This window comes from Parerythrobacter lutipelagi (assembly GCF_005434975.1).
Lineage (GTDB): Bacteria > Pseudomonadota > Alphaproteobacteria > Sphingomonadales > Sphingomonadaceae > Parerythrobacter_A > Parerythrobacter_A lutipelagi.
Window position 1 is genome coordinate 582,945 of record NZ_SKCJ01000002.1, and the last position, 23,768, is coordinate 606,712.

A 23,768-nucleotide genomic window follows, 5' to 3' on the forward strand; every position below is an offset into this window, starting at 1 on the left:
CGGGCGGAATTCCGAGGAAGGTAGACTTTGTTGCTCAGGCGCCTTTTCTGCGCGCCGTTCTATATTGAGCCCTTAGTCAGCAACTGGCGGGAAGTTCCAAGTTCCGGCAAGTTCAGGGGACAGTATACCTAATTGCGCACTTGCCCTGATGGGCACTTCAGCCTGTCCCGCACCCTCGCCAGCAACCGGCGGAGCGAAAGGCTGTCCTACACGGCTTGTCCTGTATAAATAACTCGGTCCATTCCCTCACACGGAGACCGGACCATGGCATTTATCTCGGCAGCACAGCAGCGCGCGGACCTGCGGGCGATGAAACTCCAGCAGGAGGCGGCCCTTCGGAAGCGTAGCTGTGACGAAGTCACACCGGCTCAGGGCGAACGGGGTGGCGCCGAGGCTGAATGCGACAAGCCGAGCGAGTGCAGGGCGCTGGTTCTGGCGCGGCCTTGGGTTGGCGCGGGGTTTGCCAAGGCGCGCGATGCAAATCCTCCCCTCTTCTTTAGTGGAGGGGATCGAAGGGAGGTTGCGGACGCGGAAGCGTCCGTTCAGGTTTCGCGTGACGGCCACCACCCCCAAACCCCCTCCTCTGGAAGCGAAGCTGGCCCGGAGGGTCAACAAGAGGGGGCTTCAGCTTGCACCGACGACACCACGCCCGACCGGCGCACGGTCTTCCTGCCTGCGCTGAAATCGCGTTTCCTCGAACACCTCTCCGAATTCGGCAATGTCGGGCTCGCGTGCAAACGCGCGGGCGTCTCGCGGCAGACGGCTTATCGCGAGCGGCGGCGGCAACCTGCCTTTGCGCGGCTGTGGGATGCGGCGATGCTCTCTGCCCGTACGGTCGCGGAGGAGGCGCTGGCCGAGCGGGCGGTGCACGGTGTGGAGGAGCCGGTGTTCTACCACGGCGAGGAAGTTGGCCACCGGCGGCGTTTCTCCGACCGGCTGCTGCTCGCGCATCTCGGGCGGCTCGACCGGATCGAAGCAAAGCCCGAAGTCAGCGCTGCGCTGGCGACGCTCGACGATGCGATCGCGGCGCTGGGGCGGGGTGAGGAGCTGGGCGGGGAACTGGGCGGGGAGCTGCGCGAGCAAGCGGCTCCGCAGGGCGGGGAAAACGATCCCTTGAACAGTGTTCCACATGTTCCACTTGGCCCCGACCACGCGTTCGCTCCGACCTCAAGTCGCGCCGCGGCAGGACAACAAGGGTACCCGCCGTGCGAGACCTGCGGCGGGCCGTGTGACGAGCCTTTTGCCGAACTCACCGCCGAGCATTGCATGTGGCTGGGCAATCGGCTCGACCGGATGAACGCCGCGCGGCCCCGTGGCGTGCCGAAGCCGCACGAGCTGGGCGCGGGGATCGACGAGAGCGACCGGATCGAGGGCCTGCAACTCGACGCCTTCGAATGCGATATGCCCGAATGGTGGACGGTAACAAGCGAGGAGGAGCTGGAGGAGAGGCTTTCTTGTTAGGCCCTCAAGCGCCGGGCGCGGGCCGTCCGGCCCGCTTGGCTTCCTCGCATAAGCTCGGGCGGCCGGTCGGCCTTGCACTCGGCTACGCCTCGCGGAGTTGCGCTGATCCGGTGAGCGCAGCGAGCCGCAAGGGCGACCGCCCGCCCGCAGCGAAGCGACCTTCAGGTCGCGAAAGCGAGGAAAGCCAAGTGAGCGGACGCGAACGCCGGCGCTTGAGGTCAAACAAGCAACGCCGCCCGGCGTCTGAGGGCGAAAACAAACGACTCCCGGCGCTTGAGGCCCAACAACCCCATTAACCCCATCTCAACCCTGTGCTGCGACGCTCGGCGGCAAATTGGAGGGGAGTGCGCCATGGAAATGCAGAAGGTAGTCGTATTCGTCTCGGCGGCGGTGGGATCGCTGGTCGCCGTGTCGAGCTTTGGTGTAGGCGATATGGACGGGGACGGCACCCATGCGCGGAGCGTCCACATGGAAGCGTGTCTGCGCCAGGTGCGCCAGATCGTGGTCGACGAGGCCGCCGCGGTGCGCTCGTGCGAGTGCATGTACGGCGAGTTCGAGGAAAAGGGCTATGCCCTGACCGACGCCTTCGGATCGGACTTCGAGGATATGAGCCGGATCACCCGCAGCTGCGCCGCCAGAAACGGCGCGCGTCTGCCGTAGGGGCGGTTGCTGGTCGCTGGTTGTCGGATTTGACCAATTACGCGGGCAAAAGGGTGCTACCATTGCAGCCGGTCGCGAGTCGTGGGGAGATGACTCGCATATAAGCAAAGCAAGAATGCGGGCATCTGTCTTTCACCATAAGACAGGAGCATATCATGAAGAAGACCCTTATCGCCGCTGGATCTGCCGCACTGGCAGGCGCGCTCGCACTGGCCGCCGTGCCGGGCACCGCGCAATCCGACAATGCGGCATTCGTCGTCAACCAGTCGGGCTGTGGCGGCACGATCAACACGCCCGAAGGACCGGTCACGGTCGCTACCGACGACGGCGCGATCCAGGTCGCTACGAGCAGCGGCAACGCCATGTTCGTCTGCAACCTGGATGTGATCGCCGGGCCCGAGCTGACGAAAGCGTTGAAGGTCGAAGGGTTCGGCTGCTTCACGCCGAACGGACCGGCCACGGAATCGCGCATGGTCATTACGCCAGGCGGCAAGGCAACCGCCGTTTGCCGTCGGCGCGACTGACCTGACGGCGAAGCTGGCCTTGTCCGTCACCGGGCAGGGCCAGTCGCGCCGCAGTTTGCGATGAAGCCGGGCACGATCAGACATTGCGTCATATGGGTACCTCTGGTGTCCTCGCTGGCACTCGTGCCCGGCGCTGCGCTGGCAAGCGAGGAAGAGGTCGTCGTCTTGCCGCCCGGCTCGACTGGATCCGAGGGGGAAGCCGAAAGCCTCGAGTTGCTACCGGTGGTCCGCAGCGACGGGGCGTGCCGGATCGGTTCATCGGCCGAAAGAGGGATTGGCGACCCCATCGGTTGCGCGTTCGACGATACCACTCTCGGCCTGACCGTTGCCTCGAGCCTGCAGGGTGAAACGTCCGCAGTTGCACTGAAGTCGGCATTCGCCAGACGAAGCGACGCAGGGTTCACCCTCGACCGTCAGTTCAACGACACCATGCCGGGCACTTCCGGAGAGACGATGCTCGCGACCGCCGGACTGGAAGTGGATTTGCTCGATGGACAGGTCAAGCTCGCGAGCGAATTGGGCTGGAGCCAAAGTTGGCGCACACCGATTGCCAATTCGACCCTGCAACCGATCCGGGTGGACCAGCGAAGCGGCAATGCCCAGGCACACAAACTCGACATAGCCATTGTCGATGAACCAAAACGCAAATGGTCGGTCGAAGCGAATTATCGCAATTCGGCTGGCGAGTATCGCCCGGTATCGATGGGATTGCCGATGCAGCTTTTCGGCTCAAGCGGCGCGGAACTCGGTTTGGCGACGCGCGGCAAGCTGGCCGACTGGACCGTGTCGGGTTCCTGGCGATCAAGCCGCAATGACTACTTCGCCAGCGAGAGGTGGAAGGCCTCTGTCGGATATTCCGGCATTTCACTGCAGATCAAGCGTGACCGAAGCGAAACTCAGGACACCGCGAGTGATCTGTTTGTCATCAGTCCCAGCAGTTCAGCGCGGACGCAGGTGAGTGTGGATGTCATTCCGATGAGCATTTTGCCCCAGCTGGCATTGGCTCAGGACGGTTGGGGCGCGCTCGTGCCATTGACGTTCAGCGCCGGGCTGGGGTGGCGCGAGAGACAGCGGTACTCGAGCGGCGAATTGCTTTCATTCGCAGGTTCGAGCCTCAGCCTGATGGGTGTCTGGTCATCGCCGATCGGCGATACGCTGGTGACCTTTGATCGTGAGTCTCAGAAGGCTGGCGCAGGCAATGTCAGCACGCAGTCGCAGGCCGACCAGACAGTTCTCGTGGATCATTCGTTCTCGACGGGAAACTGGACACTTGGCGGCAATATGATGTTGACGAGCAGCCGATCAGACGCAGCAGAAGACTTTGCGACGCGCGACAGCAATGACATGCTCTTCTTTGGCGTGTCAGCAAGCTACCGTGAGAAGAACGGTACTGAATTCGCTGTCAGCATCGGGCGCGATGCAATGACATTCGACAATGATGGCGGTTCATTGCGTTTCACTGACCGGACAACGCGTTTGGAGGCCTGGATTGACCTTTCTAAGATGCTGCATTCGCGTCTTGATCGCGACGACATACATCTTCGTCTCGAGGCAAGGGTAGACCTTGGCGGCTCTGGCTACGAATTCCGGTTTCTTGACGAGATAATCGACAGTGAGTTCGAGACCCTCGCCTCACAGGGCGTGTTGCTCACATTTGGCATGAAACTCAACTGATCAAATAGCGCGGCCGCAATGATTACCGCAGCAGTTCCAACTGCACACGCCCGTGCCCGCGCTTGATCAAACCAATCTCGGTCGCAGCCGCGCGGCTGAGATCGATCGTCCGTCCGTGCGCGTACGGACCACGATCATTTATTCGCACGACGACTGATCGTCCGTTTGAAGCGTTGGTGACCCGTACCTTGGTGCCAAACGGCAAGGTTTTGTGTGCCGCAGTCATCGCGTGCATGTTGAAACGTTCGCCGTTGGCGGTTCGCCGCCCGTGAAAGCGCTGCCCATAGTAAGACGCCATACCGGTTCCGAGCACGGTTGTTTCGGGTTGTTCCTCAATGGGTGGCTCAAAGTCGTGCAGATCCACCACATTGCCTTCGACGTCAGGCACCGGGACTTCGACGTCAAAGGGAGCGAAAGTCGAATCAAACTCTTCTTCGCTCACAGCGGGGCTAGCCGCTGAAAAAGGCAGGAGCAGCGCTAGCGAAGCCACAAGGGCGCGAAGGATCGATAAATTGCGGGTCATAGGTCTAGGCAATTGGGCCCTCCCAAACTGCTCGAGTGGCGCCCCATTAGCCTCCAGGGTGCAACGCACCAAACCGCAAACTCGGCTGATCGACAGCTGAGGGCGCTTCATCGGCCATCGGTGAGGGAATTGCGGTGTGTTGCAGTTTTTTGCCTGTTTGCAACACGCTTTGGATCAATCAATTCGACCAGAACTGGCTGGAGAATCAGTTTGGCGGGAGTAAAGCAAATGGGGCCGGTATTGCTACCGACCCCACTCTTACCAGCGCGTGGTCTCTTCTTCGGGCGAACCTTCCGAAGAGCGCTTGGCGCTCGATGTTTTCCCTTCTTCCCGGCAAGCCGGGTTTCCGGTTCTGTCACCGGCGCTCGCACCGGCATCCGGGACCTTCCGGTTTGTCTTTCCAGCCAAAGGCTGTTCCGACGATCCTTCCGTTCCCGAGACCTTTCATCCCTTGTTGGCCTGCTGTCTCTAGCGGCACCGCCTCGACCTGAGTCCAGACGTTTCCCTCGACGGCCGACCGGGATTTCCGGTCCGCTACGGTCTGCTTTCGCGTTCCTCTCAAACGGCTCACTTGCTTCCGGTCGAAACCTTCTGCTGGTGGTCCTCAAAGACCGCGCGGACAGTGACCGCAACGTCGGTTGGTTTTGAATAATCCTTCAATTTCTGATCGTTAGACCATAAACCGGAGTATTTTTCTCTCCCTTTCCGATAAATTCAAGCTGCGCCTTCCGACCGAGTCGTTCAAGCTTTGCAATCGGGAGTTATCCACTTTCCACCGAATTCGTTGTGGACACGAGTGGATAACTCAACGGTTTGTCCCATCACCTCAAAGCGCCAACCCGGCAAGGTCGAATCCTTCACCTATCGCGCTTCGCAAGCAGCTTCAGGCGCAGCGCGTTTAGCTTGATAAAGCCCTCGGCATCCTTTTGGTCGTAAGCACCGGCATCGTCTTCGAAGGTCACATGCGCTTCAGAATATAGCGAGTTGGCTGACTTGCGCCCGACCACCATCGCATTGCCCTTGTACAGCTTGAGCCGCACTGTGCCGCTCACCTTTTCCTGACTGAGATCGATTGCTGCCTGCAGCATCTCGCGCTCGGGCGCAAACCAGAAGCCGTTGTAGATCAGCTCTGCGTACTTCGGCATAAGCTCATCCTTCAGATGCGCCGCGCCGCGATCGAGTGTGATCTGTTCGATCCCGCGATGGGCGCGCGCGTAGATTTCGCCGCCGGGGGTCTCGTACATTCCGCGACTCTTCATCCCGACAAAGCGGTTCTCGACCAGATCGAGCCGCCCTATCCCGTGTTTGCGGCCAAGGTCATTGAGTGCTGCCAGCACCGTGGCCGGGCTCAACGCTTGGCCATTCAGCGCGACGCCATCGCCCTTCTCGAACTCGAGCGTGATATATTCCGGCGTGTCCGGCGCGTCCTCCGGGTGATCGGTTCGCGAATAGACGTAGTCGGGTGTTTCTTCCCACGGATCTTCCAGAACCTTGCCTTCAGACGAAGTATGCAGCAGGTTGGCATCGGTCGAAAACGGGCTTTCGCCGCGCTTGTCCTTGGGCACCGCGATCTGGTGCTTTTCCGCCCATGCAATCAGAGCGGTACGGCTGGTAAGGTCCCATTCGCGCCACGGGGCGATCACCCGGATATTGGGATCGAGCGCATAGGCCGACAGCTCGAAACGAACCTGATCGTTGCCCTTGCCGGTCGCGCCATGGGCAATGGCATCCGCGCCGGTTTCATGCGCTATCTCGACCAGCCGCTTGGAAATCAGCGGGCGAGCAATGGACGTGCCGAGTAAGTAGTCGCCTTCGTACCTCGCGTTGGCGCGCATCATCGGAAAGACGAAGTCGCGCACGAACTCCTCGCGCAGATCCTCGATATAGATGTGTTCGTCCGGGATACCCATTGCCCGCGCTTTCTCGCGCGCCGGCTCGATTTCCTCACCTTGGCCAAGATCTGCGGTAAAGGTTACGACCTCCAACCCGCGCTCGGTCTCAAGCCATTTGGCGATGACACTGGTATCGAGACCGCCGGAATAGGCGAGAACGACACGTTTGATATCAGGCATTGGGCAGAGGCTCCTTGGTTGGCGGCGCGGTTAGCAATGCGGGCAGGTCGGGGCAATCAAGAAGCACTTGGCCGAGGCGAAGCGAATCGTCCGGGAAGCGAATTCGGCAACGGCTGCAGGATCGTCCAGCGAGCCGACTAATCGGATGCGCGCCGCCTTTCGGAAATCTCGGCCTGGGCAAAGGGCAGCGCGGCATCATACAGCGGTTCATCCGTATCCGCACCGGTTTCGCCCTCACCGTCCAGCCAGTAGGGATCGTCCGTCCCGTCCTCGAGTGACATGCACGCGATGTGACGACCATCGAATTCATTCTCGAGCGATTTGATGTTGCGACAAGTCGCACGGAGTGCTTCCTTGTCTAGCCACAGGGCACGCGCCTGGCGATCGTTAAGTATGCGGTTCGCGTCAATGCATCCTTGCGACAGCGTTCCGTACCCAAGCATCGTCGAGGTGTCGCAAAGCGCACCATATGCAGCTTCGTCAGCGAGCAGCAAATCCTTGATCGCTGCGGCCTTGAAACCCTCATACCAGCCGCACGCCGAGGTTTGGACGGTGTCTCGCTTATGATCAGGCACACGTTCGCAAATTGCGGCGACGTGGCTAGGTTCATCCTTGGCCAGACGCTCGCCTTCGGCCCAGTCGGCCTCGTGCTTCGCCATGCGGCATGCTTCTGCCAAAGTGCTGCCGCGGGATCCCAAAGGAATAATCTCGCAGTTTTTGGCCAGCGCTTCTCGATCATCGAGCAAAGCGTACACCGCGTCGAACTCCTCTTGTTGCTGCGCCAGACGGTCCTCACGCGCCTTGCAGGACCGCCCTGCATTTGGGCCGCGCATGCCCTGGAATTCATCGACAGCGCACAGCCGCCCTGCCATCCGGTCGTCGAGCGCCTCGATTGCTAAGCGGTCGCTGTCGTCCAATGCAATGGCGCGGCGCTGCCGCTCTGAATACCCGCTCCGGGCGTGTTCCCAATCGGGGTCTTCGCCGGGTTCTGCATCGACCGGCTGTGCATCGAGTGTGTCGGCCAGCGCCAGTGCCTCTTCGAAGTGGCCAAGCTGACGCAGCGCATCGACGACGTAATAGAGCGCGAAAATACGATCCTCCGGGGGATCTTCGAATTCAGCAACCACCTCGGGCAAATCGCTGACCAGCGTATCGAGCGCGGTGCGTCGCTGATTGTCGCTTTCGGCACCCCATGGCGCATGCAGGAGCAATTGATAACGCTCTTTCGCCGGACGCCTGATCTGCGAAGCAAGCCAGTAAGCGCGCAGATGCCGCGTCTGGCCCAGAAGTTCCTTCCATTCCGCCGTTGAGATCAATCCGGGCAACTGCGCCAGCTCCTCGGCAGAATAGGCATGATAGGCCAATTTGCCGCTGGATTGGTCGCTCGCGGCATAGTCGGGCAGGATCAGAACGCGGTCATCCGGACATTCCGGGATTTGCATGTCGATCCACTCATCGCCCAGATGGCTGCCGTCGGGAAAACTTTCGATCGGGTAATGCGGATGGGTGACGAACTGTTTGAAGCGCGTGCCGGTCAGCGGACAGGTGAAGCTTTCCGGCTTGAGTTCGAACCGCTTCGCCTGCTCGGCGGTCATGATCTTGGCGCTGGCCGGAGCGATGCCGACAAGGCCAAGCGCAAAAGCGGCTGTAACGATCATGCGGAGCAAGGGCGACACCTTCAGGGAAACTTCAGGCCAAAATAAGCGCAACCGATTGCCTTGCATAGCGAAATGCGCCTTGCGACTTGGCAAACGCGACGCAGCACGCCACTGAACCGCCAACGGGAGCGCGGGAGAGAGAAATGCTGGCGATGTGGAACAAGGCGAAGGCCATGGCGGAGCAAGCCCCGCCGGAGCGCAACCGCTGGGTCGATTTCCTGCGCGCCTTTTCCATCCTCGCGGTGGTGATTGGCCACTGGCTCGTGGCCGCGCCCTATATCGACGGTTCGGGCGAGGTGGTCGGCGGGCATCTGCTCGGCATCATCTCGTGGACCCAGTGGCTGACCTGGGGATTTCAGGTAATGCCGATCTTCTTCCTTGTCGGAGGGTATTCCAACGGGGTTAGCTGGTCCGCGCAATTGCGTGATGAGAGACCTTATTCGGAATGGTTTGCGAGCCGGATCCAGCGGCTGATCAACCCGGTGTTTCCGGTGCTTCTGGCATGGGCGCTGTTCGCTTTCTTCGGCACGCAAGCGGGTGTTGATCGCGAAGTCGCGAAGCTGGCGACATCGCTCGCGCTGATCCCGGTGTGGTTTCTTGCCGTGTACCTGCTGGTCACCGCGCTGGTCCCGTTTTCCTATGCCGCTTGGCGGAAGATCGGATTCTGGAGCTTCGCCTGGCTCGCGGCCTGCGCGATTCTGGTCGATATACTGACGCTGTTTTACGGTGTGCCTTATGTGAACTTCCTCAACTTCATATTCGTTTGGGTGGGCATCCATCAGCTCGGTTATGCGTGGCGGGATGGGCGGATGAACGGTGGGGGCAAAGCGTTCCTGTGGTTCGCCGGAGGGCTGGTGACACTCGGCCTGCTGGTTTGGTTCGGTCCCTATCCGGTGGCGATGATCGGAGTGCCGGGTGCAGAAATCACCAATTCGATGCCGCCGACCATTGCGCTGTTCGCGCTGGGGGTGATGCAGGCGGGACTGGTGCTGGGGCTCGAGGGGGCGGGGCGGCAGATGCTGGAGAATCTCCGCGTGTGGACGGCCACCGTGCTGCTCAACGGGATGATCATGAGTGTCTACCTGTGGCACCTGACCGCCTTCGTGCTGGTCATGGTGGCGGCTTGGCTGGCGGGCGGTATCGGCCTGCGGGTCGAGCCGGGCAGTGCAGAATGGTGGCTGGCGAGACCGGTGTGGTTCGCGCTCTACATCGTGGTGCTGTTGCCGCTGGTGACGATCTTCAGCCGGTGGGAACGCGGCTTCGGCCCGGCCCGCGACGGCCGCCCGGTGCCGCACTGGCGACTGGTGACCGGCCTGCTGATGATCTGCACCGGCCTCGCAATGACCGCCGCGATCAGCATCGCCAGCCCCGAGGGCGTGACGGGCGTGCGACTATGGGTGGTGGCACTGCCGTTCGTGGGCGCGGCGCTGGCGGGGTTCGGGCCGGTCTACGGCTGGTTCAAGACGAGAAAATCGGCCGAAGCTTAGTCGCGGCTAAAGGGCTTGCCACACCCGCCATTTCGAGCAAGATTGCTTGTTCATGGGGGGATGAAATGGTTAAGTGGAAGCGTGCAGCAATTTTACTAGGCGGTTTCGCTCTGGCGGTACCAGCTAGTCTGTCCGGACAATCGGCACCGATTGGTGCTTCAGGAGTGGTTCCGAACGGACGGATTGGCGAGTTTCGCCACGGCACCTATCCCTCTCTCAATCGGGCCACGCATGTTGGCGTCGACATTCCAGCTAGTTGCGGATCAACCGTAAATTCTTGGGGTGATGGAGTGGTTGTCGATGTCATTACAATCGAAAGCCAGCAGAACTTCAACAGTCTTGGCTACATGGTGATAATTGATCATGGTTTCGTCCAATCCCTACGGAAGCAGACCTATAGCAGCTATTTTCATCTTCAATCACCTCCAGCCGACCAAAACGGTCGCATACTCAAGCGTGGAGCACGTATTTCCCGCGGAAACAAGGTAGGTAAGATTGGTGAAACAGGGGTAGCCTACGGATGCCATCTACATTTTGAGTTGAGGCATTTTAGTGGGCGCTTTCATCCTGTTTGGGGCAACATATACGGGCCCGGTGATCAGAGGAAGTCGCCTGAATTTCTCTCTGGCTGGTCAGACCCTCTAATGATCAGTGGCGGTAATTCGGCGGCGGCCACGCAGGCTTTCCAAAGCCCAACGCGAAGGTCTACAGTAGAAAAAACCCGCCTCAGCCCGCCCACCAACCTTGCCCCCGGCGGTCGTCGCGCGCCCGGTGACCAGATGCGCTCCGGTCAGTTCAACCTGACCTGGCGCGCGGTTCCTGGTGCGACCTATTACGATTTCGGTGTTCGCGACATCGAGCGCAACAGCCTAGTTGTCGATCGCCAGTCGCGTAGCAATTCCTTCCGCGTCAGCTTGCGCGAGGGGCGCAGCTATCGCTGGAACATTCGCGCCTGCAACAACAGCGGCTGTTCGGACTACAGCGATCCGCTTTTCTTCACAGTGACCGGTTCCACCCGCCCCCGGCCGATGCCGACGCGAAGTACCGCACCGATCCCGCCGGTTACTCCGCCGCCACGCCCGACGGCCACGGCAACCCGTGCTCCGGCTCCGCAACCCGCTGCGAGGGTTTCCGTGCCAGCCATTCCGCGGAGTGGTTCGCCGGGGCGCAGCCGCTCTCCCGGTGATGTCCTGACAGATTCCAACATCAGGCTGCGCTGGTCGGCTGTATCGGGTGCAACCGAATATGATTTCGGCATCCGCGACATGACGACCAATCGACTGGTCGTCGACAAGCGTTCGACTACGACATCCTTCCGCACCCGATTAACGGCGGGCCGGACGTATCGCTGGAATGTGCGGGCCTGCAATTCGGCAGGGTGTTCGGACTTTAGCAGCCCGCTTTATTTCACGATTGAGCAACCGCGGGCTGCTCCGCCTCCTGCCACCAGCACTTCGTCTTCCAGCCGCAACTCGGGTGGCCAGTCGAACTCGGGCTCCACAAGCCGGGCTTCGAGCAGGCCCGCCATGCCGACCGGCATGAGCCCTGGTTATTCCGCATCCCCCGGACAGCGCGTACGCGGGACAACCGTGCGGATCAGCTGGGACAGTGTTCGCGGCACCGAGGAATATGATTACGGCATCCGCGACATGACGACTGGCAAGCTGGTGGTCGACCGCAAGAGCGACCGCACATCCTACACTACGAGGCTGGAGAGCGGGCACACCTACCGGTGGAACGTGCGCGCCTGCAATTCGGCCGGTTGTTCGAGCTTTACCGTTCCGCGGTACTTTACCGTGGAATAGGCGGAAGATTCGGGTGCGGCGCTGGTGGGTTTCGGTCCGGTCTATCGGTCGAGCAAACGCGAGACCTGAACGCCCGATTCGCAGCGTGACGATACCCGGTTCGGGCCCGGTTTCGGGGTTTGGTTGATAAAGCACATCCGCCGTCCGCGCATGTTGAAGCGGGTTGCCCTGTTCGGTCGTTCATTCGATTTTCAAAGAGCCGACGAGAACATAGCGGGTCACCGGCGTGTAGGAAAATGGTTCCTGCGATTGTGCGCCGCGCGAAGCAGGGCGGTATCGGAAAGTCACAGGCGCTAGCGGCTTTGAGCCTTGTGAGGTTGCCGTGCATCGGCGCGGCACTGACCGGCTTCGGGTCGGCGTATCGGTAGGTGAGGTATCTGCCTGCGGCCCAACGGCGGTTCCTCTGCAGGCCCGGACCGCTCGGCCGGAATTGCGGACACTACGTACGCTGATCGTACATATGTTTCACGCTGTCAGAATAAGTTGATCTCATCGAATTTGGAAAGGCCGGGCCTGTTGAAGGCAGGCGAACAAGTGGATGCAGCGACAGGTGATGAACGTGAATTCAAACACTTCTTTTGACGCGCTTGCCATTTCCGTGGTGCATTCGGTTGGACTTAGCGGAAGCGATCTTGCGATTGCCATTCTCGAACAGTCCCCCGATTGCATCAAGATGCTGGACCTAGACGGCCATTTGGATTTCATAAATTGCAATGGACTGGACGCGATGGAGATCGATCGGCCGGAATCGGTGATCGGAAAGCTTTGGTGGGAACTTTGGCCGAAACCGGTTCAAGGGTACGTCAAACAGAAGTTTTGCGAGGCCTTGAAGGGGCGCGAAACAAGCTTCGAGGCTGAGTGTCCAACCGCGAAAGGTACAAGGCGGAAATGGGTGGTGAACTTGCGTCCGCTTGTCGCAGCGGCAGGGCCTGTTGTATGCATCCTGAGTACTTCGCGCGACGTTACGGTCTGACGAGAACGATTTTGGGGTTTGGTTGTTAAAGCACGTCCGCCGTCCGCGCATGTCGAAGCTTTTTGCCCTGTTCGGTCGTCCTTTTAATTTTCAAAGAGCCGACGCGAACATAGCGGGGTGGGGAGGTGTCGGAGAGGGGGCGTGTAGGGAAACGGCTGCAAAATCTCCGCTCTTTCAGGGCTCCAGCCAAGCATAGAGATGGGGCGGCACAGCGCCGCGCAAGGCATTGGCGTGACGCTCCGCGCAGCGGAAAGCCAGTTCGCGACCAGTGGTAAACTGCGCCGGTTCGAGCAACTTGATCCGCTGGTACCAACCGCTGATAACGTCTTTGTACGGCTGGTATCCGTTCATGATGGTCGATTGCTTGAAGGTTTCGTCCAGCTTCGCTGCGCAGCGGCGCTTGAGCTCTCCGTTCAGCCCGGTCACGTCCTTCCCGTAGAATTCGATCAATTTGACCAGCGCTTCGTCGTCGTTATCGAACAGCGCCTTCTCCACTTCGGGCGGCGCGAAGAAATAGCGGACCGTGTCGATCGCCTCCTTGTCTGGAATGCCGAATTCCATTGGCGGAAGGTCTCCCAGCGGCACGAGCATAGCTGCCTGATCGTCGCCGGCCTTCAGCAGCATCTGCAGCATTGCCTTTTCGCCGTCGGACAACACTGCATCGGAGGTGTAGCGGTCGACCAGACGGGTCGCCTCTTCTGCGCCGCGGATGGCACCATCGTCGCCCGCGACATCCTGCATAACGCACAGCGGGCTGTCGGCTTTTCCGGGGCAGGGCCGGGAGTTTTCTTCGGCCACCGCACTGGCAGGTAGGGCGATGGCCGCCAAAGCCGCGAAGGCTACAAGATTGACGTACGCGCGCCTCACAGCTGTTGCACCATGCGAGGCTTGAGCGCTGTGTAAATCTGCCCCATCAGTCGCCCGACCTCGGTCAAATAGCCTTTGGTCAAGGTGCCTTCGCACGCCGTTGTTACATCGACGCGCACCACTTCGCTGCTCATGATCTGGCCGATGACCTGAGCCGATCCACCGGCGAGGTTCGAGGTGAAGCGAGGGACCACGGGCGGGATTTCGCCGGCTTCATGCGACAACAGGCTCACGTCTTCGCCGACGATCTGGACTGAAAAGGTGGGCTCCATCGAGTCGCCCTTGCGTGGTCCGGTGCTGACGGCGACGTTGGTGGCGGTGTTCTTCCAGATATCCTTCGCGCAATCGACCGGTACCGGATCATAGGTGTTGCCTGCGGGGCTGAACATATCCATCAACGAACCAGGACTCAGCATACGCATGTTCATAGTGAAGTGAACGTAGCGGCTCTGTTCTTTCACCGCACGGCCGAACATTTCCTTTGGATCGATGGCGAGGATAGACTCCGCCTCGACCCCGCGACCTTCTTTCAGTCGAACGGAAAGCCCGCTGTTCTCCGCCACGGCGATACGGCAGTCGACTGCACTTTGCCCTTCCTCCGGTGCCCAGCATGTCATGTCGGGCGGGCCGGAGCCGAAAGGCAGTCCCTTCGGGCCCGCATAGACATCGAAGCCGATGGAATGGAACGCGACGCGGACCGGAATCTGTTGAACGGTGGTCGCCTCGTTGTAGGTCTGGAAAAGCGTTTTTCCGTCAGGCCCGACGGTTATGGTGCAGAACCCCTGCAAATTTACCAGGCCGGGCTTGTACCAGCTTTTCACAATTTCCGGCTTGCCGCCCGCCTCGAGCAGCGACTGCGCTTCCGGTGAGGTCAGGGTTTGCGGGCAGGATACTTCGACCGCCTCTCGCGCCGCCGTCTGGGCAGGCCAGAGGGCGGTGAGCATCGATACCGCGACGATGACGGCGGAAAACTGAATGTTCTTCATGGCTCAGAGTCCTTTCAGCTTGCGCAGCTTGAGAATGTGGCAGCCCGGTGCAGTGGGTTTGCCGACCATTTCCCCGTCGAGCAGTGTTGCGACCATCGCTGAGGATCCGAAATTGCCCGGCTGTTCGATCCAGCTTCCGGGCGACATCTCGATTTCGTATGCCGGTCTCATGCTCGTGTCAGCGGCACCGTGGACCCTGAAGGCACCGGCTGGTGCATCGGGGTTACTCGACGTCGGGAAGAAATTCAGCACGCCTTCGATCTGGCGCATGTCAGCCGACCGTGCCTTGTGCTCGTCATAGCACTGGCCCGAGTTGCTGCGGCAGAGGTTGCGGGCCGTCTCATCGGTTGCAGGACCGGCGTCCTCCAGCGAAACCGTCATGCCCATTTCACCGCTCGAACAGATGAAGGTCCCGGCATAGGTGCCTTCAAAGCCTGACGCATTGGCGTTGCCGTCATGGGCCGATGCCAGGCTGAGACCTAAAAAGCTTACCAGCAACCCGCCAGCCAGTATTCGCACAATGCCCGCTTGCCTGTGGTTCCGCCGCATAAAGTGTTCACTCCCGCACTGTCATCCGTTGTCGATAGAACTGAGTTATCAAAGCGCGACGTCCGAGGATTGAACAATTACGCCATGGGCTTATGGATGTTGCGGGGGAGGTCGCTCGTTATGGAATTCAGGTATTCCAAGCCACGTGCTGACATCAGAAAATTTGTCAGCAGCTATTACGATGTCAGCGTGCCTGACGGCTGGACCGACATCATGCGCGCCGAGATCGCCAACGTCCGGTTCGTGATAGCCGGTTCAGTCTCGACCGATCTCACCGGACGCAAAGAGACCTACGGCAAAGGCGCCACCCTGTTCTGCGGGCCAACCTACCGCGCAAGCACTGTGACCTTTGCCGCATGGACCAAAGTGTTTGGCGCGGCGATAACACCGCTCGGCTGGGCACGCCTGTTCGATGTCACGGCTGATGAGCTGGCTGACCGACTGGTGCCGCTCGAAGATTACATATCCAATGAACAGCGGGAACTTGTCAGGCCGATCTTCAACGCGGCGGACATGGCCGGGCGAGCAGCAGCCTGCGACGAATTGTTTGCAGCGATACTCGACCACGACAAGCGCGTAGACGAGCAATTTATCGAGCAGGTCAGCCACTGGATCACCAATCCCGAGCCAAGGGAGCTTGCCGAGCTCTATGCGCAGACCGATCTGTCGAAGCGGCAGGTCGAACGGCTCAGTAGGAAATATTTCGGCAGCGCGCCCAAACAGCTGCACTGCAAGTTCCGCGCGCTGCATTCCGCCAACAAGCTAACCTGGCAGGATCTGACCGACTGGCGCGATGTCGCGACGATGGACTACTGCGACCAGTCACATTTCATCCGAGAATTCAAGCGCTTCAACGGGCGTACGCCGAATGAATTTATCAAGGGTGCACATATTCTCGTCCGCATAACCCTGCAGGAACGGCTTCAGATCGCGCATGAATCGCCTTTCAGCCTGATCGGCTAACGTGTCGATAGGTATGCCGCCGCAGGGTAGCCTTACTTACTCCGCCGCCTCCCGCAACGCCTCCGCGAACCGCCACTTCGGCACTTCGCCGCGTTCGCGCAGGCGGGCGCTCTCTTCCTGAATGTACTCGCGTGTCATCGGGATGGCGCTGCGGTCTTTGACATATTGCAGCTGCCAGTTGACCATCCCGCCATTGCGGAAGCTTTGCTCGGCTCCGGCGAGGTAGAACAGCCACATGCGGTAGAATTCTTCGTCGTACATTTCGACGATCTCGTCCTTGTGCATGACGGTGCGGTTGTACCATTCTTCCAGCGTGTAGCTGTAGTGGAAGCGCATCGCTTCGACATCCATCACCTGCCAGCCGAACTTCTCGCTATTGGTCACCAGCTCGCTCAGCGCGGGGATGTAGCCGCCGGGAAAAATGTACTTGCGGGTCCAGGCATCGGTGAAGCCGGGAGGGCCCGCGCGGCCGCAGCAGTGGCTGATCATCACCCCGTCTTTCTTGAGCAGCCGGTTGGTGTGCTCCATGAATTGCGGATAGTGGATCGTGCCGACGTGTTCGAGCAGTCCGACACTGGATATGCGGTCGAATTCGCCTGTCACGTCGCGGTAATCCATCAGCTCGAACTTGACCTTGTCCTCGACACCAAGCTCTTTTGCCCGTTCCTGGCAGAAAGCGATCTGGTCGGGGGCGAGGGCAACTCCGAGTACTTCGCAATCGTACATCTTGTTGAGATAGAGCGCGAAGCCGCCCCAGCCGCAGCCAATGTCGAGCACTTTCATCGGTTTGCCGCCATTATCTTCGGGCGATTTGAGATACATCTTGGCTGCGAGATGGGCCTTCTTGTCCATCTGCGCCTGTTCGAGGCTCGTCGCTGATGGGTCGTCTTCGCGATAATAGGCCATGGTGTACTGGCGGTCTTCGTCGAGAAAACGCTCATACAGTTGGCGGGTAAGGTTGTAGGTATGCTCGGCGTTCTTCCGCGCTGAACTGCGCAAGTTGATCCCGTCCAGCTTGGCAACCGCGCGCTGCAGCGTCTTGCGGATCGGGCCTTTGGGCTTGAGCGACGCATCACCCAGACGCTTGGCATTCATCGTCACCAACAGGATCATATCGCGGATGTCGTGCGGCTCCTCGACCACCAGCAAGCCCCACATATAGGCTTCGCCTGCACCAAGCTGCGGATAGCGGACAATGTGGTTGGCCGCTTTCTTGCTGGTCAGCCTGATCCGCACCGGCCCGGCACGGCCGCCCACTTCGGGATCGTATTCGCCAGGCGTACCGTAGGTGTATTCCTTGCCGTCGTGATCGGTGACGATCAGCTGGCCGTGCTTGATCGCCTTGGACAGAAACTTGTCGAGCAGAAACATTGTGCGTGATCCCCTGTGACGCTTTGGCTGACAAATGGCGTCTATGACGCTAGCCTGTCAATCGCATTAGGAGAGGTAAACCGATGGCGGAGGCCAAAACCCAGATCACCGATGTCGATCCGGCGGACTTTATCGAAGCGGTCGAACCGGCGGCAAAACGCGGCGATGCGAAGGTGCTCGATGCGCTGTTTCGCCGGGTGACGGGTGAGCAGCCGAAGATGTGGGGCCCGTCGATCATCGGCTACGGCACCTATTGCACGACCTACGCCAGCGGGCGCGAGGTGCATTGGCTGCGCACCGGCTTCAGCCCGCGCAAGACAAAGCTCTCGCTCTATCTGATGGGTGGCTATTGCGATCCGGAAACCGGCGAGAAACACGCCGATGCGCTGAAACGGCTGGGCAAGCATTCGCGCGGCAAGAGCTGCCTTTACATCAACAAGCTGGCGGACGTGGACCTCGCCGTGCTGGAGGATATGGTGCGGCGGGACTTCGAGGAAATGAAGCGGCGCTATCCGGAGGATTAGATCCCCGCATACCATTGATAGCCCAGGCGGTCTTCCCAATAACCGCCTTTGCCGCCGCCGATATCGTCCAGCGTATCGACCACTTCGATCGCGGTCAGGTACTTCGCATGTTTGTATCCCAGCTGCCGCTCGATCCGCATCCGCAGCGGCGCCCCGTTTCTTTCCGGCAGGGGTTCGCCATTGAGGCTATGCGCGATGATTGTCTGGGGGTGGAAGGCGTCAACCATATCGACGCTCTCGTAATATTTGCGACCGACGTAAGTGTCGGCGCAGCGGAAGACGACGAATTTTGCACTGTCCTGAACGCCCGCCGCATCGAGCAGGGTGGAGAGTTGCGGTCCGGTCCATTCGCCAATCGCGCTCCATCCCTCGACGCAATCGTGGCGGGTAATCTGAGTCCGCTGGGGCAGGGCGCGCAAATTGTCGAGACTGAGCGACAGCGGCGTGTCGACCAAGCCGCGAACCTCCAGCCGCCAATCGGCGAACCCGCTGGCGAGCGATGCGCGGTAGGCATCGGTATCGACGGTGCGCGAACCATTGCCGCGAAAGAACGGGGAGATTGCCGAGCGGGGGTATTCCCTTGCCAGCGCCTTCCGGTCGGCCAGCGAACGGTGCACCTTCTGGTGCCAGCCCTGCGCCGCAGAGAACAGCGATTGCGCGGTGTCGGTCTCCGCCATTTTGGAGCACCCGCTGACAAACAGCGCGCCAATTCCGGCGAGGAAACCGCGACGTCCGACCGGCAAGCTCATGACTTGTCTCCCCATCTGTTCGAGCCGCCCGTGATCATGTCGCGCATGAGCGACCACGGTTTGTTGAGCAGGACCAGAACGACATGAACAACCAGGAAACCGAACAGCCCGAATGCAAACAGGAAGTGGAGCGAACGTGCGCTCTGCCGCCCGCCGAACAGATCGACCAGCCATGGTGCTGCGGGCTCGAAACCCGGACTGATCGCCAGGCCGGTGAACACCATTCCGGGCAGGAATACGCCAAGGACCAGGCCGTAAGCGAGTTTCTGGAGAAAATTGTACTTCGCCGGACCGTGCTCGAAATTCAGCTTCAGATGTTCGACCACATCGTGCCACACGGCCTTGGGGCGCCATTCGCGCGGGGCGGTCCGCAGGTCTCGCCAGAAATGGCCGTTCGCGAGCATGGCGACCCACATGAACAACAGCCCGAGGGCAAAAGGCCATGCCATCAACACGTGCCAGTCGCGCGCTTTCGCGAGGCTGTAATAGTCGGGGATTGTCATCCAGCCCGGAAAGCGGGGAACCTCGAGCCATGCCTGCGACGGTGAGAAGCCCCATTCACCCCAGTAGAGATACGGATGCGCGTTGGAAATGTTCAGCCCGCTCATGAACAGGATCACGAGGCAGACAAGGTTGAGCCAGTGCCATATCCGGGTGCTGAGCGCGTGTTTCTTCATGACGCTGCGCTTTCGCGGGCGAGATAGATCACGTCGCGCGACTGGTTGAGCAAGTGCTGCCCGCTGTCGATATAAAGCGTTTCCCCGCTCGCCAGATGGCCGCTGGCGAGGAACAGCGCAGCATCGGCGATCTCGCCTGCACCGGTTTTGCGCCGTAGCGGATTCAGCACATGACTGGCTTCGGTTTCTTCCTCGCTCTGGTCATGGCTCGGCAGGATCGCACCCGGCGCAAGGCCGTAGATACGATCTTCGGAATGTGCCGCACCCATCGCCAAGAGCGGTATCGCACCCGCTACGGCGTGTTTGCTTAGAGTGTAGCTGAAGAAATCCGGATTAGGGTTGGTGAGCTTCTGGTCCGTGAACTGGATGACTCGCCGTCCGCCGTTCGCGCGGGCATGCTGGAGGAAGGTCTGCGCCATGCGGGTCGGGGTTTTCGCGTTGATCTGCATCGATCGCATATACGTCTGCGGATCGAGTTCGGTTACATCGTCGGGTTTGAAGATCGCCGCGCAATTGACCAGCACACGCCAGTCATCGAGCCGCATGGCGAGCGCTTCGACCATCCGGACCGCCGCAGCGCCGTCAGCCAGATCACAATGGATTGCTTCAGCGCTTGGCAGGCTATCGGCAATCGTTTCCGCTTCGCGCGCCGACCGCCCGTAATGGAGCACGACATGCCAGCCGGCTGCGCCGAACGCTTTGGCCATTTCCGCCCCAAGGCGCTTGGCTGCGCCGGTTATGAGGATGGCCGGGCGGTTCATGCGATGCCCCGGTGCGTGGTCCAGCCAAGGCAAGTGGAACACCTGGAACACTGTCCCGATGTGGAAGTTTCTTCGGCAATCCGTCGATGCGAAATGAGCGGGGGCAAAACTGGCTGAGCAATCCAAGTCATGATTGACAGCTTAGAGCATAGCGGCAGCGAGTAGGAAAGGCAGCGCCGCCTACGATGGCCGCTGCACAGTCAGCGCATACCAGTCCCGCATGGTGCCATCCGCGCCTTTGCCAAGATAGCGCGTTGTCTGATCGACCGTGAAACCTGCGTCCCGGTAACACCGCTCCAGCCACTCCTCGTCAGGGAAATTGTGCAACCTGCCAAGCACATCGCGTCCTTCGCCATCCCCTAACTTGAAGTTGGCAAAGTGCCATCCGTCCGGACGTAGCGCGTGGAAAATACGCTCCAGGATGCCGGGCAGGTCGGTCCGTGCGACATGGAGCAGGCATGCATGCGCCCACACAGCGTCATAGGCTGCCTCTGCCCTCAGTTGGTCGAACTGCATTTGCCGCGCGCCGACATTGAAGCGTTCATTGGCTTTGCGTACCATGGCGGCAACGCCGTCTGTGGCGTCGAGATCGAAGCCGCGCTCCAATATCCGCGCTGAATCACGGCCGCCGCCGCACCCCAGTTCGAAAATGCGTGCGCCGGGCTCCAGTCGATCGAGAAAACTGTCGAGGTGGCGGCTTGGTGCCTGACCGAAACTCAGCGTGTAGTGCGGAGCATTGCTTTCATAATACGCAATCGTCGCGGGGTCTGCGGCCATCAGGCGAGAAACCAGCCGGATATGGCGTGGCGCGGGCGCGGCGCGGAAGGGGCGACCGGGCTCACACAGTGGAACTGCGGGACAGCGAACAGGTCCAGCCGATTGAAGCCGGGGACGAGCCCCTGCAGTCCATCTTCGCCGCACAGGAACAGCAAATTCCCGCCCCAGTCGACCGACCAGTCTCGCGAAAGGCCGAGCACGGCGGCAATCTTGCGGTCCTCGTTCGGGCCATCGTGATGGGTCGAGAGGAAATCGCCCAGGGTAAATCGTGTTGCCTGGATTTCGACAGCAGAAAGTTTCGGCTCTTCGGACAAGTCCTGCAGCCATTGATAGACCCGCATATCGGTCATCGCGCTGCGCAATTCGCAGAGCGGATTATCAGGCATCGCCGCCAGCGCCTCGGGCGTCATGGGAATGCCGTCATAGAGAAAGGCAAAGCTCTTGCTCGCGTCGCCCGCGATGGCGCGATCGATCTGGCGATGATCTTCGGCCAGTTGCGGGTCGCCGGCCAGATCGGTGCCGGGCGGGATATCGAATCTCTGCTTGCGCAGGCCCCGGATGCGTGCCCAGCCATCGGTCGTCTCGAGCCAGTTCGCGAGGCGTTCGGCGTCTTCCTCGGGCAGGATGGGCTGGACCGAACAACGGCCGTTGTCGAAGAATTCCTGCTTCAACGCCGCAAGCTCGTCAGGCTCTTCCGGCAGCAGCAATTGCATCAGGCGGCGGCTTCGTTTGCTGCAGCCTCGCGGTCACGCTCTGCCCGGGATTTCTTCTGTGCGGCGGTTTTCAGCTGGCCGCAGGCTGCGTCGATGTCGCGGCCGCGCGGTGTGCGCACAGGGGCGCTGATGCCTGCTTCGAACACGATGTTCGAAAAGGCGCGAATCCGCTCGGGCGTTGAGCATTCATAGGGCGCGCCGGGCCACGGGTTGAACGGGATCAGGTTCACCTTCGCCGGAAGATCGTAATGTTTCAGCAGCCGGACCAGTTCGCGCGCGTCCTCGTCGCTGTCGTTCTTGTCCTTCAACATCACATATTCGAAGGTGATGCGGCGCGCGTTGCTGGCACCGGGATAGTCCGCGCAGGCCTGAAGTAATTCCTCGATGCCGTATTTCTTGTTGATCGGCACGATCTCGTCGCGGACCTCCTTGGTCACGGCATGCAGGCTGACGGCGAGATTTACGCCGATCTCTGCGCCGCACCGTGCCATCGCCGGAACAACGCCGCTGGTGGAAAGCGTAATACGCCGTTTGGAGAGCGCCAGTCCGGCACCGTCCATCACCAGTTTGAGCGCGTCCCGCACATTGTCGAAATTGTACAGCGGTTCACCCATGCCCATCATCACGATGTTGGTCAGCAGCCGGCCGTCCGAAGTATAATCACCAGCATCTTCGGCGGCGTCGAGCCCGGCCATGCTTCCCTTGGGCCATTCGCCCAGCGCATCGCGTGCGAGCATCACTTGCCCAACGATTTCGCCCGGTGTCAGATTGCGCACCAGCCGCATGGTGCCAGTGTGGCAGAACCGGCAATTCAGCGTGCAGCCGACCTGAGAGGAAACGCACAGCGTTCCCCGGTCGGCATCGGGAATGAACACCATTTCGTACTCATGGCCGTCATCGGTCTGGAGCAGCCATTTGCGCGTGCCGTCGGTTGAATGCTGCGCTTCCACGATGGTGGGGCGGCCGACGACAAAGCGTTCTTCCAGCCACGGCCGCATGGTCTTGGCAATGTCCGTCATCGCCGCAAATCCGGTCACACCGCGGTGATAGAGCCAGTGATACACTTGCTTCGCGCGCAATTTGGCTTGCTTGGGATCGAGCCCGGCCTGTTCGAACAGCACGCGGATGTCGTCGTTCGGCAGCCCGAGCAAGTCGATGCGGCCGTCAGCGCGCGGCGTAATGTCGCGCGCGACAGGAACGGGATCCACCTGTCCCGGGATGGTCATGAGGTCTGTATCGGCCATGGGAAGCGCGCGTATAGTCAAGCGCCGCAGAATTTGCCAGCAAAAGGAGCTGTCAGCGCATCTGGTACCGCAGGATCGCAGCGCAGCCTCGCCGCGTCGCTCTGTTGCGCCAGCCTAACGTATTCGCGCGCAGCCGACAGTCGCCGCGTCCATCGCGGTCGCGGCTCCGGCAAGATTGTACCGGTTGGAGAAGCTGCGCCCGTTCTCGTCGCGTGCGCTCACCGTCATTCGGCTGGCTGATCGCATCGCCGCGACGATCGCCGCATCCATGCTGCGGTCACGAGCCCAGGCGTTGCCGCCCGAGCCGGTAAGAGCGAAATCGCGCGAGCCAATCCGCAGGGTAATCGCGCTGCCGACCGCCGTTTTGCGCGAGAGGCGGATGTGGAGCTGATTGCGGACCTTGCGTCTGGGCCAGGTGCCAACGCTGGCGAAGGGATCGAAGGTGCGCGCCGCCCGGCTGGCAGATGGTTTTGCAATCGCATAGCACCGCGGAACCGCAGAATCGCGGAACGCCCCCCAATCGGAGAAGACGCCCAAACTGTCCCGTGCCGGAGCGACTGCCGGAACGCACAGCAGGGTCAGCACAGCTGCGCCGAGGCCGATGCGTCGAATTCGTCCAATCAGTGCCATCACAAACGCATATGATTGGAGCGCACGGGGCGCAAGCGCGCGGGGATTTCATCGCCGGATTGGCTCGAGGCCAGAAATGGGGTGACGTTTCGCCGGGCAGGTGCCTAAGATGGGGTTTGG

Annotated in this window: 23 protein-coding genes and 1 pseudogene; 10 read left to right on the forward strand and 14 right to left on the reverse strand. The window is 60.7% G+C overall.

Annotated elements, in window-relative coordinates; translation table 11 throughout:
* The first annotated feature begins 264 nt into the window (after window positions 1-264).
* The 4 genes from E0502_RS15130 (at window position 265) to E0502_RS11185 (ending at window position 4,319) form a co-directional block, all read left to right on the forward strand.
* Window positions 265-1,461, forward strand: coding sequence for a hypothetical protein (locus E0502_RS15130; protein ID WP_161593767.1), 1,197 nt, complete (start codon window positions 265-267; stop codon window positions 1,459-1,461).
* A gap of 351 nt (window positions 1,462-1,812) precedes the next feature.
* Window positions 1,813-2,121, forward strand: a complete 309-nt coding sequence (locus E0502_RS11175; protein ID WP_137678083.1) for a hypothetical protein — start codon at window positions 1,813-1,815, stop codon at window positions 2,119-2,121.
* A gap of 155 nt (window positions 2,122-2,276) precedes the next feature.
* Window positions 2,277-2,645: a hypothetical protein gene (locus tag E0502_RS11180; RefSeq protein ID WP_137678084.1), complete on the forward strand. Its 369-nt coding sequence runs from the start codon at window positions 2,277-2,279 to the stop codon at window positions 2,643-2,645.
* 105 nt (window positions 2,646-2,750) lie between these two features.
* Window positions 2,751-4,319, forward strand: coding sequence for a hypothetical protein (locus E0502_RS11185; RefSeq protein WP_137678085.1), 1,569 nt, complete (start codon window positions 2,751-2,753; stop codon window positions 4,317-4,319).
* Between the two features lie 22 nt (window positions 4,320-4,341).
* Here E0502_RS11185 and E0502_RS11190 read toward each other — a convergent pair whose 3' ends face one another.
* The 3 genes from E0502_RS11190 to E0502_RS11200 all read right to left on the reverse strand — a co-directional run bounded on the left by E0502_RS11190 (window position 4,342) and on the right by E0502_RS11200 (window position 8,572).
* Complete coding sequence (locus E0502_RS11190) at window positions 4,342-4,761, reverse strand: septal ring lytic transglycosylase RlpA family protein (protein WP_338047322.1); 420 nt, start codon at window positions 4,759-4,761, stop codon at window positions 4,342-4,344.
* A 938-nt stretch (window positions 4,762-5,699) separates the two neighbouring features.
* Entirely contained in the window at window positions 5,700-6,914 is a 1,215-nt protein-coding gene (locus E0502_RS11195) for an argininosuccinate synthase (RefSeq protein ID WP_137678087.1), read from the reverse strand.
* A 137-nt stretch (window positions 6,915-7,051) separates the two neighbouring features.
* Window positions 7,052-8,572: a hypothetical protein gene (locus E0502_RS11200; RefSeq protein ID WP_137678088.1), complete on the reverse strand. Its 1,521-nt coding sequence runs from the start codon at window positions 8,570-8,572 to the stop codon at window positions 7,052-7,054.
* Between the two features lie 86 nt (window positions 8,573-8,658).
* Between E0502_RS11200 and E0502_RS11205 the strand changes: the two genes are divergently transcribed.
* The 4 genes and pseudogenes from E0502_RS11205 (at window position 8,659) to E0502_RS11215 (ending at window position 12,837) form a co-directional block, all read left to right on the forward strand.
* Window positions 8,659-10,059 carry an acyltransferase family protein gene (locus tag E0502_RS11205; protein ID WP_137678089.1) on the forward strand — a complete coding sequence of 467 codons (1,401 nt, stop codon included), beginning with the start codon at window positions 8,659-8,661 and terminating at the stop codon, window positions 10,057-10,059.
* A 65-nt stretch (window positions 10,060-10,124) separates the two neighbouring features.
* Window positions 10,125-10,601 (forward strand): annotated as a pseudogene (locus E0502_RS15470) (M23 family metallopeptidase); the annotation flags it as partial.
* A 237-nt stretch (window positions 10,602-10,838) separates the two neighbouring features.
* Window positions 10,839-11,864 carry a fibronectin type III domain-containing protein gene (locus tag E0502_RS15315; protein ID WP_240049027.1) on the forward strand — a complete coding sequence of 342 codons (1,026 nt, stop codon included), beginning with the start codon at window positions 10,839-10,841 and terminating at the stop codon, window positions 11,862-11,864.
* Between the two features lie 538 nt (window positions 11,865-12,402).
* The gene (locus tag E0502_RS11215; protein ID WP_137678091.1) at window positions 12,403-12,837 is read left to right on the forward strand and encodes a PAS domain-containing protein; all 435 of its coding nucleotides are present in this window, start codon (window positions 12,403-12,405) and stop codon (window positions 12,835-12,837) included.
* Between the two features lie 174 nt (window positions 12,838-13,011).
* Here the strand turns inward: E0502_RS11215 and E0502_RS11220 are convergent, their stop codons facing one another.
* Genes E0502_RS11220 through E0502_RS11230 form a run of 3 tightly spaced genes read right to left on the reverse strand, consistent with a single transcriptional unit; the run spans window position 13,012 to window position 15,209 of the window.
* Window positions 13,012-13,704, reverse strand: coding sequence for a hypothetical protein (locus tag E0502_RS11220; protein ID WP_137678092.1), 693 nt, complete (start codon window positions 13,702-13,704; stop codon window positions 13,012-13,014).
* Window positions 13,701-14,690 (reverse strand): hypothetical protein, encoded by a 990-nt coding sequence (locus tag E0502_RS11225; RefSeq protein ID WP_137678093.1) that lies wholly within the window; start codon window positions 14,688-14,690, stop codon window positions 13,701-13,703. The genes E0502_RS11220 and E0502_RS11225 overlap by 4 nt, the downstream gene beginning before the upstream one ends.
* A gap of 3 nt (window positions 14,691-14,693) precedes the next feature.
* The gene (locus E0502_RS11230; protein WP_161593769.1) at window positions 14,694-15,209 is read right to left on the reverse strand and encodes a hypothetical protein; all 516 of its coding nucleotides are present in this window, start codon (window positions 15,207-15,209) and stop codon (window positions 14,694-14,696) included.
* 150 nt (window positions 15,210-15,359) lie between these two features.
* Here E0502_RS11230 and E0502_RS11235 point away from each other — a divergent pair, with 150 nt between their 5' ends.
* The gene (locus E0502_RS11235) at window positions 15,360-16,202 is read left to right on the forward strand and encodes a helix-turn-helix domain-containing protein (RefSeq protein ID WP_161593770.1); all 843 of its coding nucleotides are present in this window, start codon (window positions 15,360-15,362) and stop codon (window positions 16,200-16,202) included.
* A 36-nt stretch (window positions 16,203-16,238) separates the two neighbouring features.
* Here E0502_RS11235 and E0502_RS11240 read toward each other — a convergent pair whose 3' ends face one another.
* Window positions 16,239-17,573 carry an SAM-dependent methyltransferase gene (locus tag E0502_RS11240; RefSeq protein ID WP_137678096.1) on the reverse strand — a complete coding sequence of 445 codons (1,335 nt, stop codon included), beginning with the start codon at window positions 17,571-17,573 and terminating at the stop codon, window positions 16,239-16,241.
* A gap of 83 nt (window positions 17,574-17,656) precedes the next feature.
* On the opposite strand from E0502_RS11240, the gene E0502_RS11245 reads away from it, so the two are divergent.
* Window positions 17,657-18,097, forward strand: coding sequence for a DUF1801 domain-containing protein (locus tag E0502_RS11245; protein ID WP_137678097.1), 441 nt, complete (start codon window positions 17,657-17,659; stop codon window positions 18,095-18,097).
* Here E0502_RS11245 and E0502_RS11250 read toward each other — a convergent pair.
* The 7 genes from E0502_RS11250 to E0502_RS11280 all read right to left on the reverse strand — a co-directional run bounded on the left by E0502_RS11250 (window position 18,094) and on the right by E0502_RS11280 (window position 23,648).
* On the reverse strand, window positions 18,094-18,846 hold the full coding sequence (locus E0502_RS11250; protein WP_192895954.1) for a molybdopterin-binding protein: 753 nt from the start codon (window positions 18,844-18,846) through the stop codon (window positions 18,094-18,096). The two genes, E0502_RS11245 and E0502_RS11250, sit on opposite strands and share 4 nt — an antisense overlap.
* On the reverse strand, window positions 18,843-19,523 hold the full coding sequence (locus E0502_RS11255; RefSeq protein WP_137678099.1) for a cytochrome b/b6 domain-containing protein: 681 nt from the start codon (window positions 19,521-19,523) through the stop codon (window positions 18,843-18,845). Before E0502_RS11255 ends, E0502_RS11250 begins: the two co-directional genes overlap by 4 nt.
* Window positions 19,520-20,284 (reverse strand): SDR family oxidoreductase, encoded by a 765-nt coding sequence (locus E0502_RS11260; RefSeq protein ID WP_137678100.1) that lies wholly within the window; start codon window positions 20,282-20,284, stop codon window positions 19,520-19,522. The genes E0502_RS11255 and E0502_RS11260 overlap by 4 nt, the downstream gene beginning before the upstream one ends.
* A 180-nt stretch (window positions 20,285-20,464) precedes the next feature.
* Window positions 20,465-21,061, reverse strand: coding sequence for a class I SAM-dependent methyltransferase (locus E0502_RS11265; protein WP_137678101.1), 597 nt, complete (start codon window positions 21,059-21,061; stop codon window positions 20,465-20,467).
* The gene (locus tag E0502_RS11270; protein ID WP_137678102.1) at window positions 21,061-21,774 is read right to left on the reverse strand and encodes a 2OG-Fe(II) oxygenase family protein; all 714 of its coding nucleotides are present in this window, start codon (window positions 21,772-21,774) and stop codon (window positions 21,061-21,063) included. The genes E0502_RS11265 and E0502_RS11270 overlap by 1 nt, the downstream gene beginning before the upstream one ends.
* Window positions 21,774-23,018, reverse strand: coding sequence for a dual-specificity RNA methyltransferase RlmN (rlmN, locus tag E0502_RS11275; RefSeq protein WP_137678103.1), 1,245 nt, complete (start codon window positions 23,016-23,018; stop codon window positions 21,774-21,776). The genes E0502_RS11270 and rlmN overlap by 1 nt, the downstream gene beginning before the upstream one ends.
* 114 nt (window positions 23,019-23,132) lie before the next feature.
* Entirely contained in the window at window positions 23,133-23,648 is a 516-nt protein-coding gene (locus E0502_RS11280; RefSeq protein WP_137678104.1) for an invasion associated locus B family protein, read from the reverse strand.
* Window positions 23,649-23,768 lie beyond the last annotated feature (120 nt).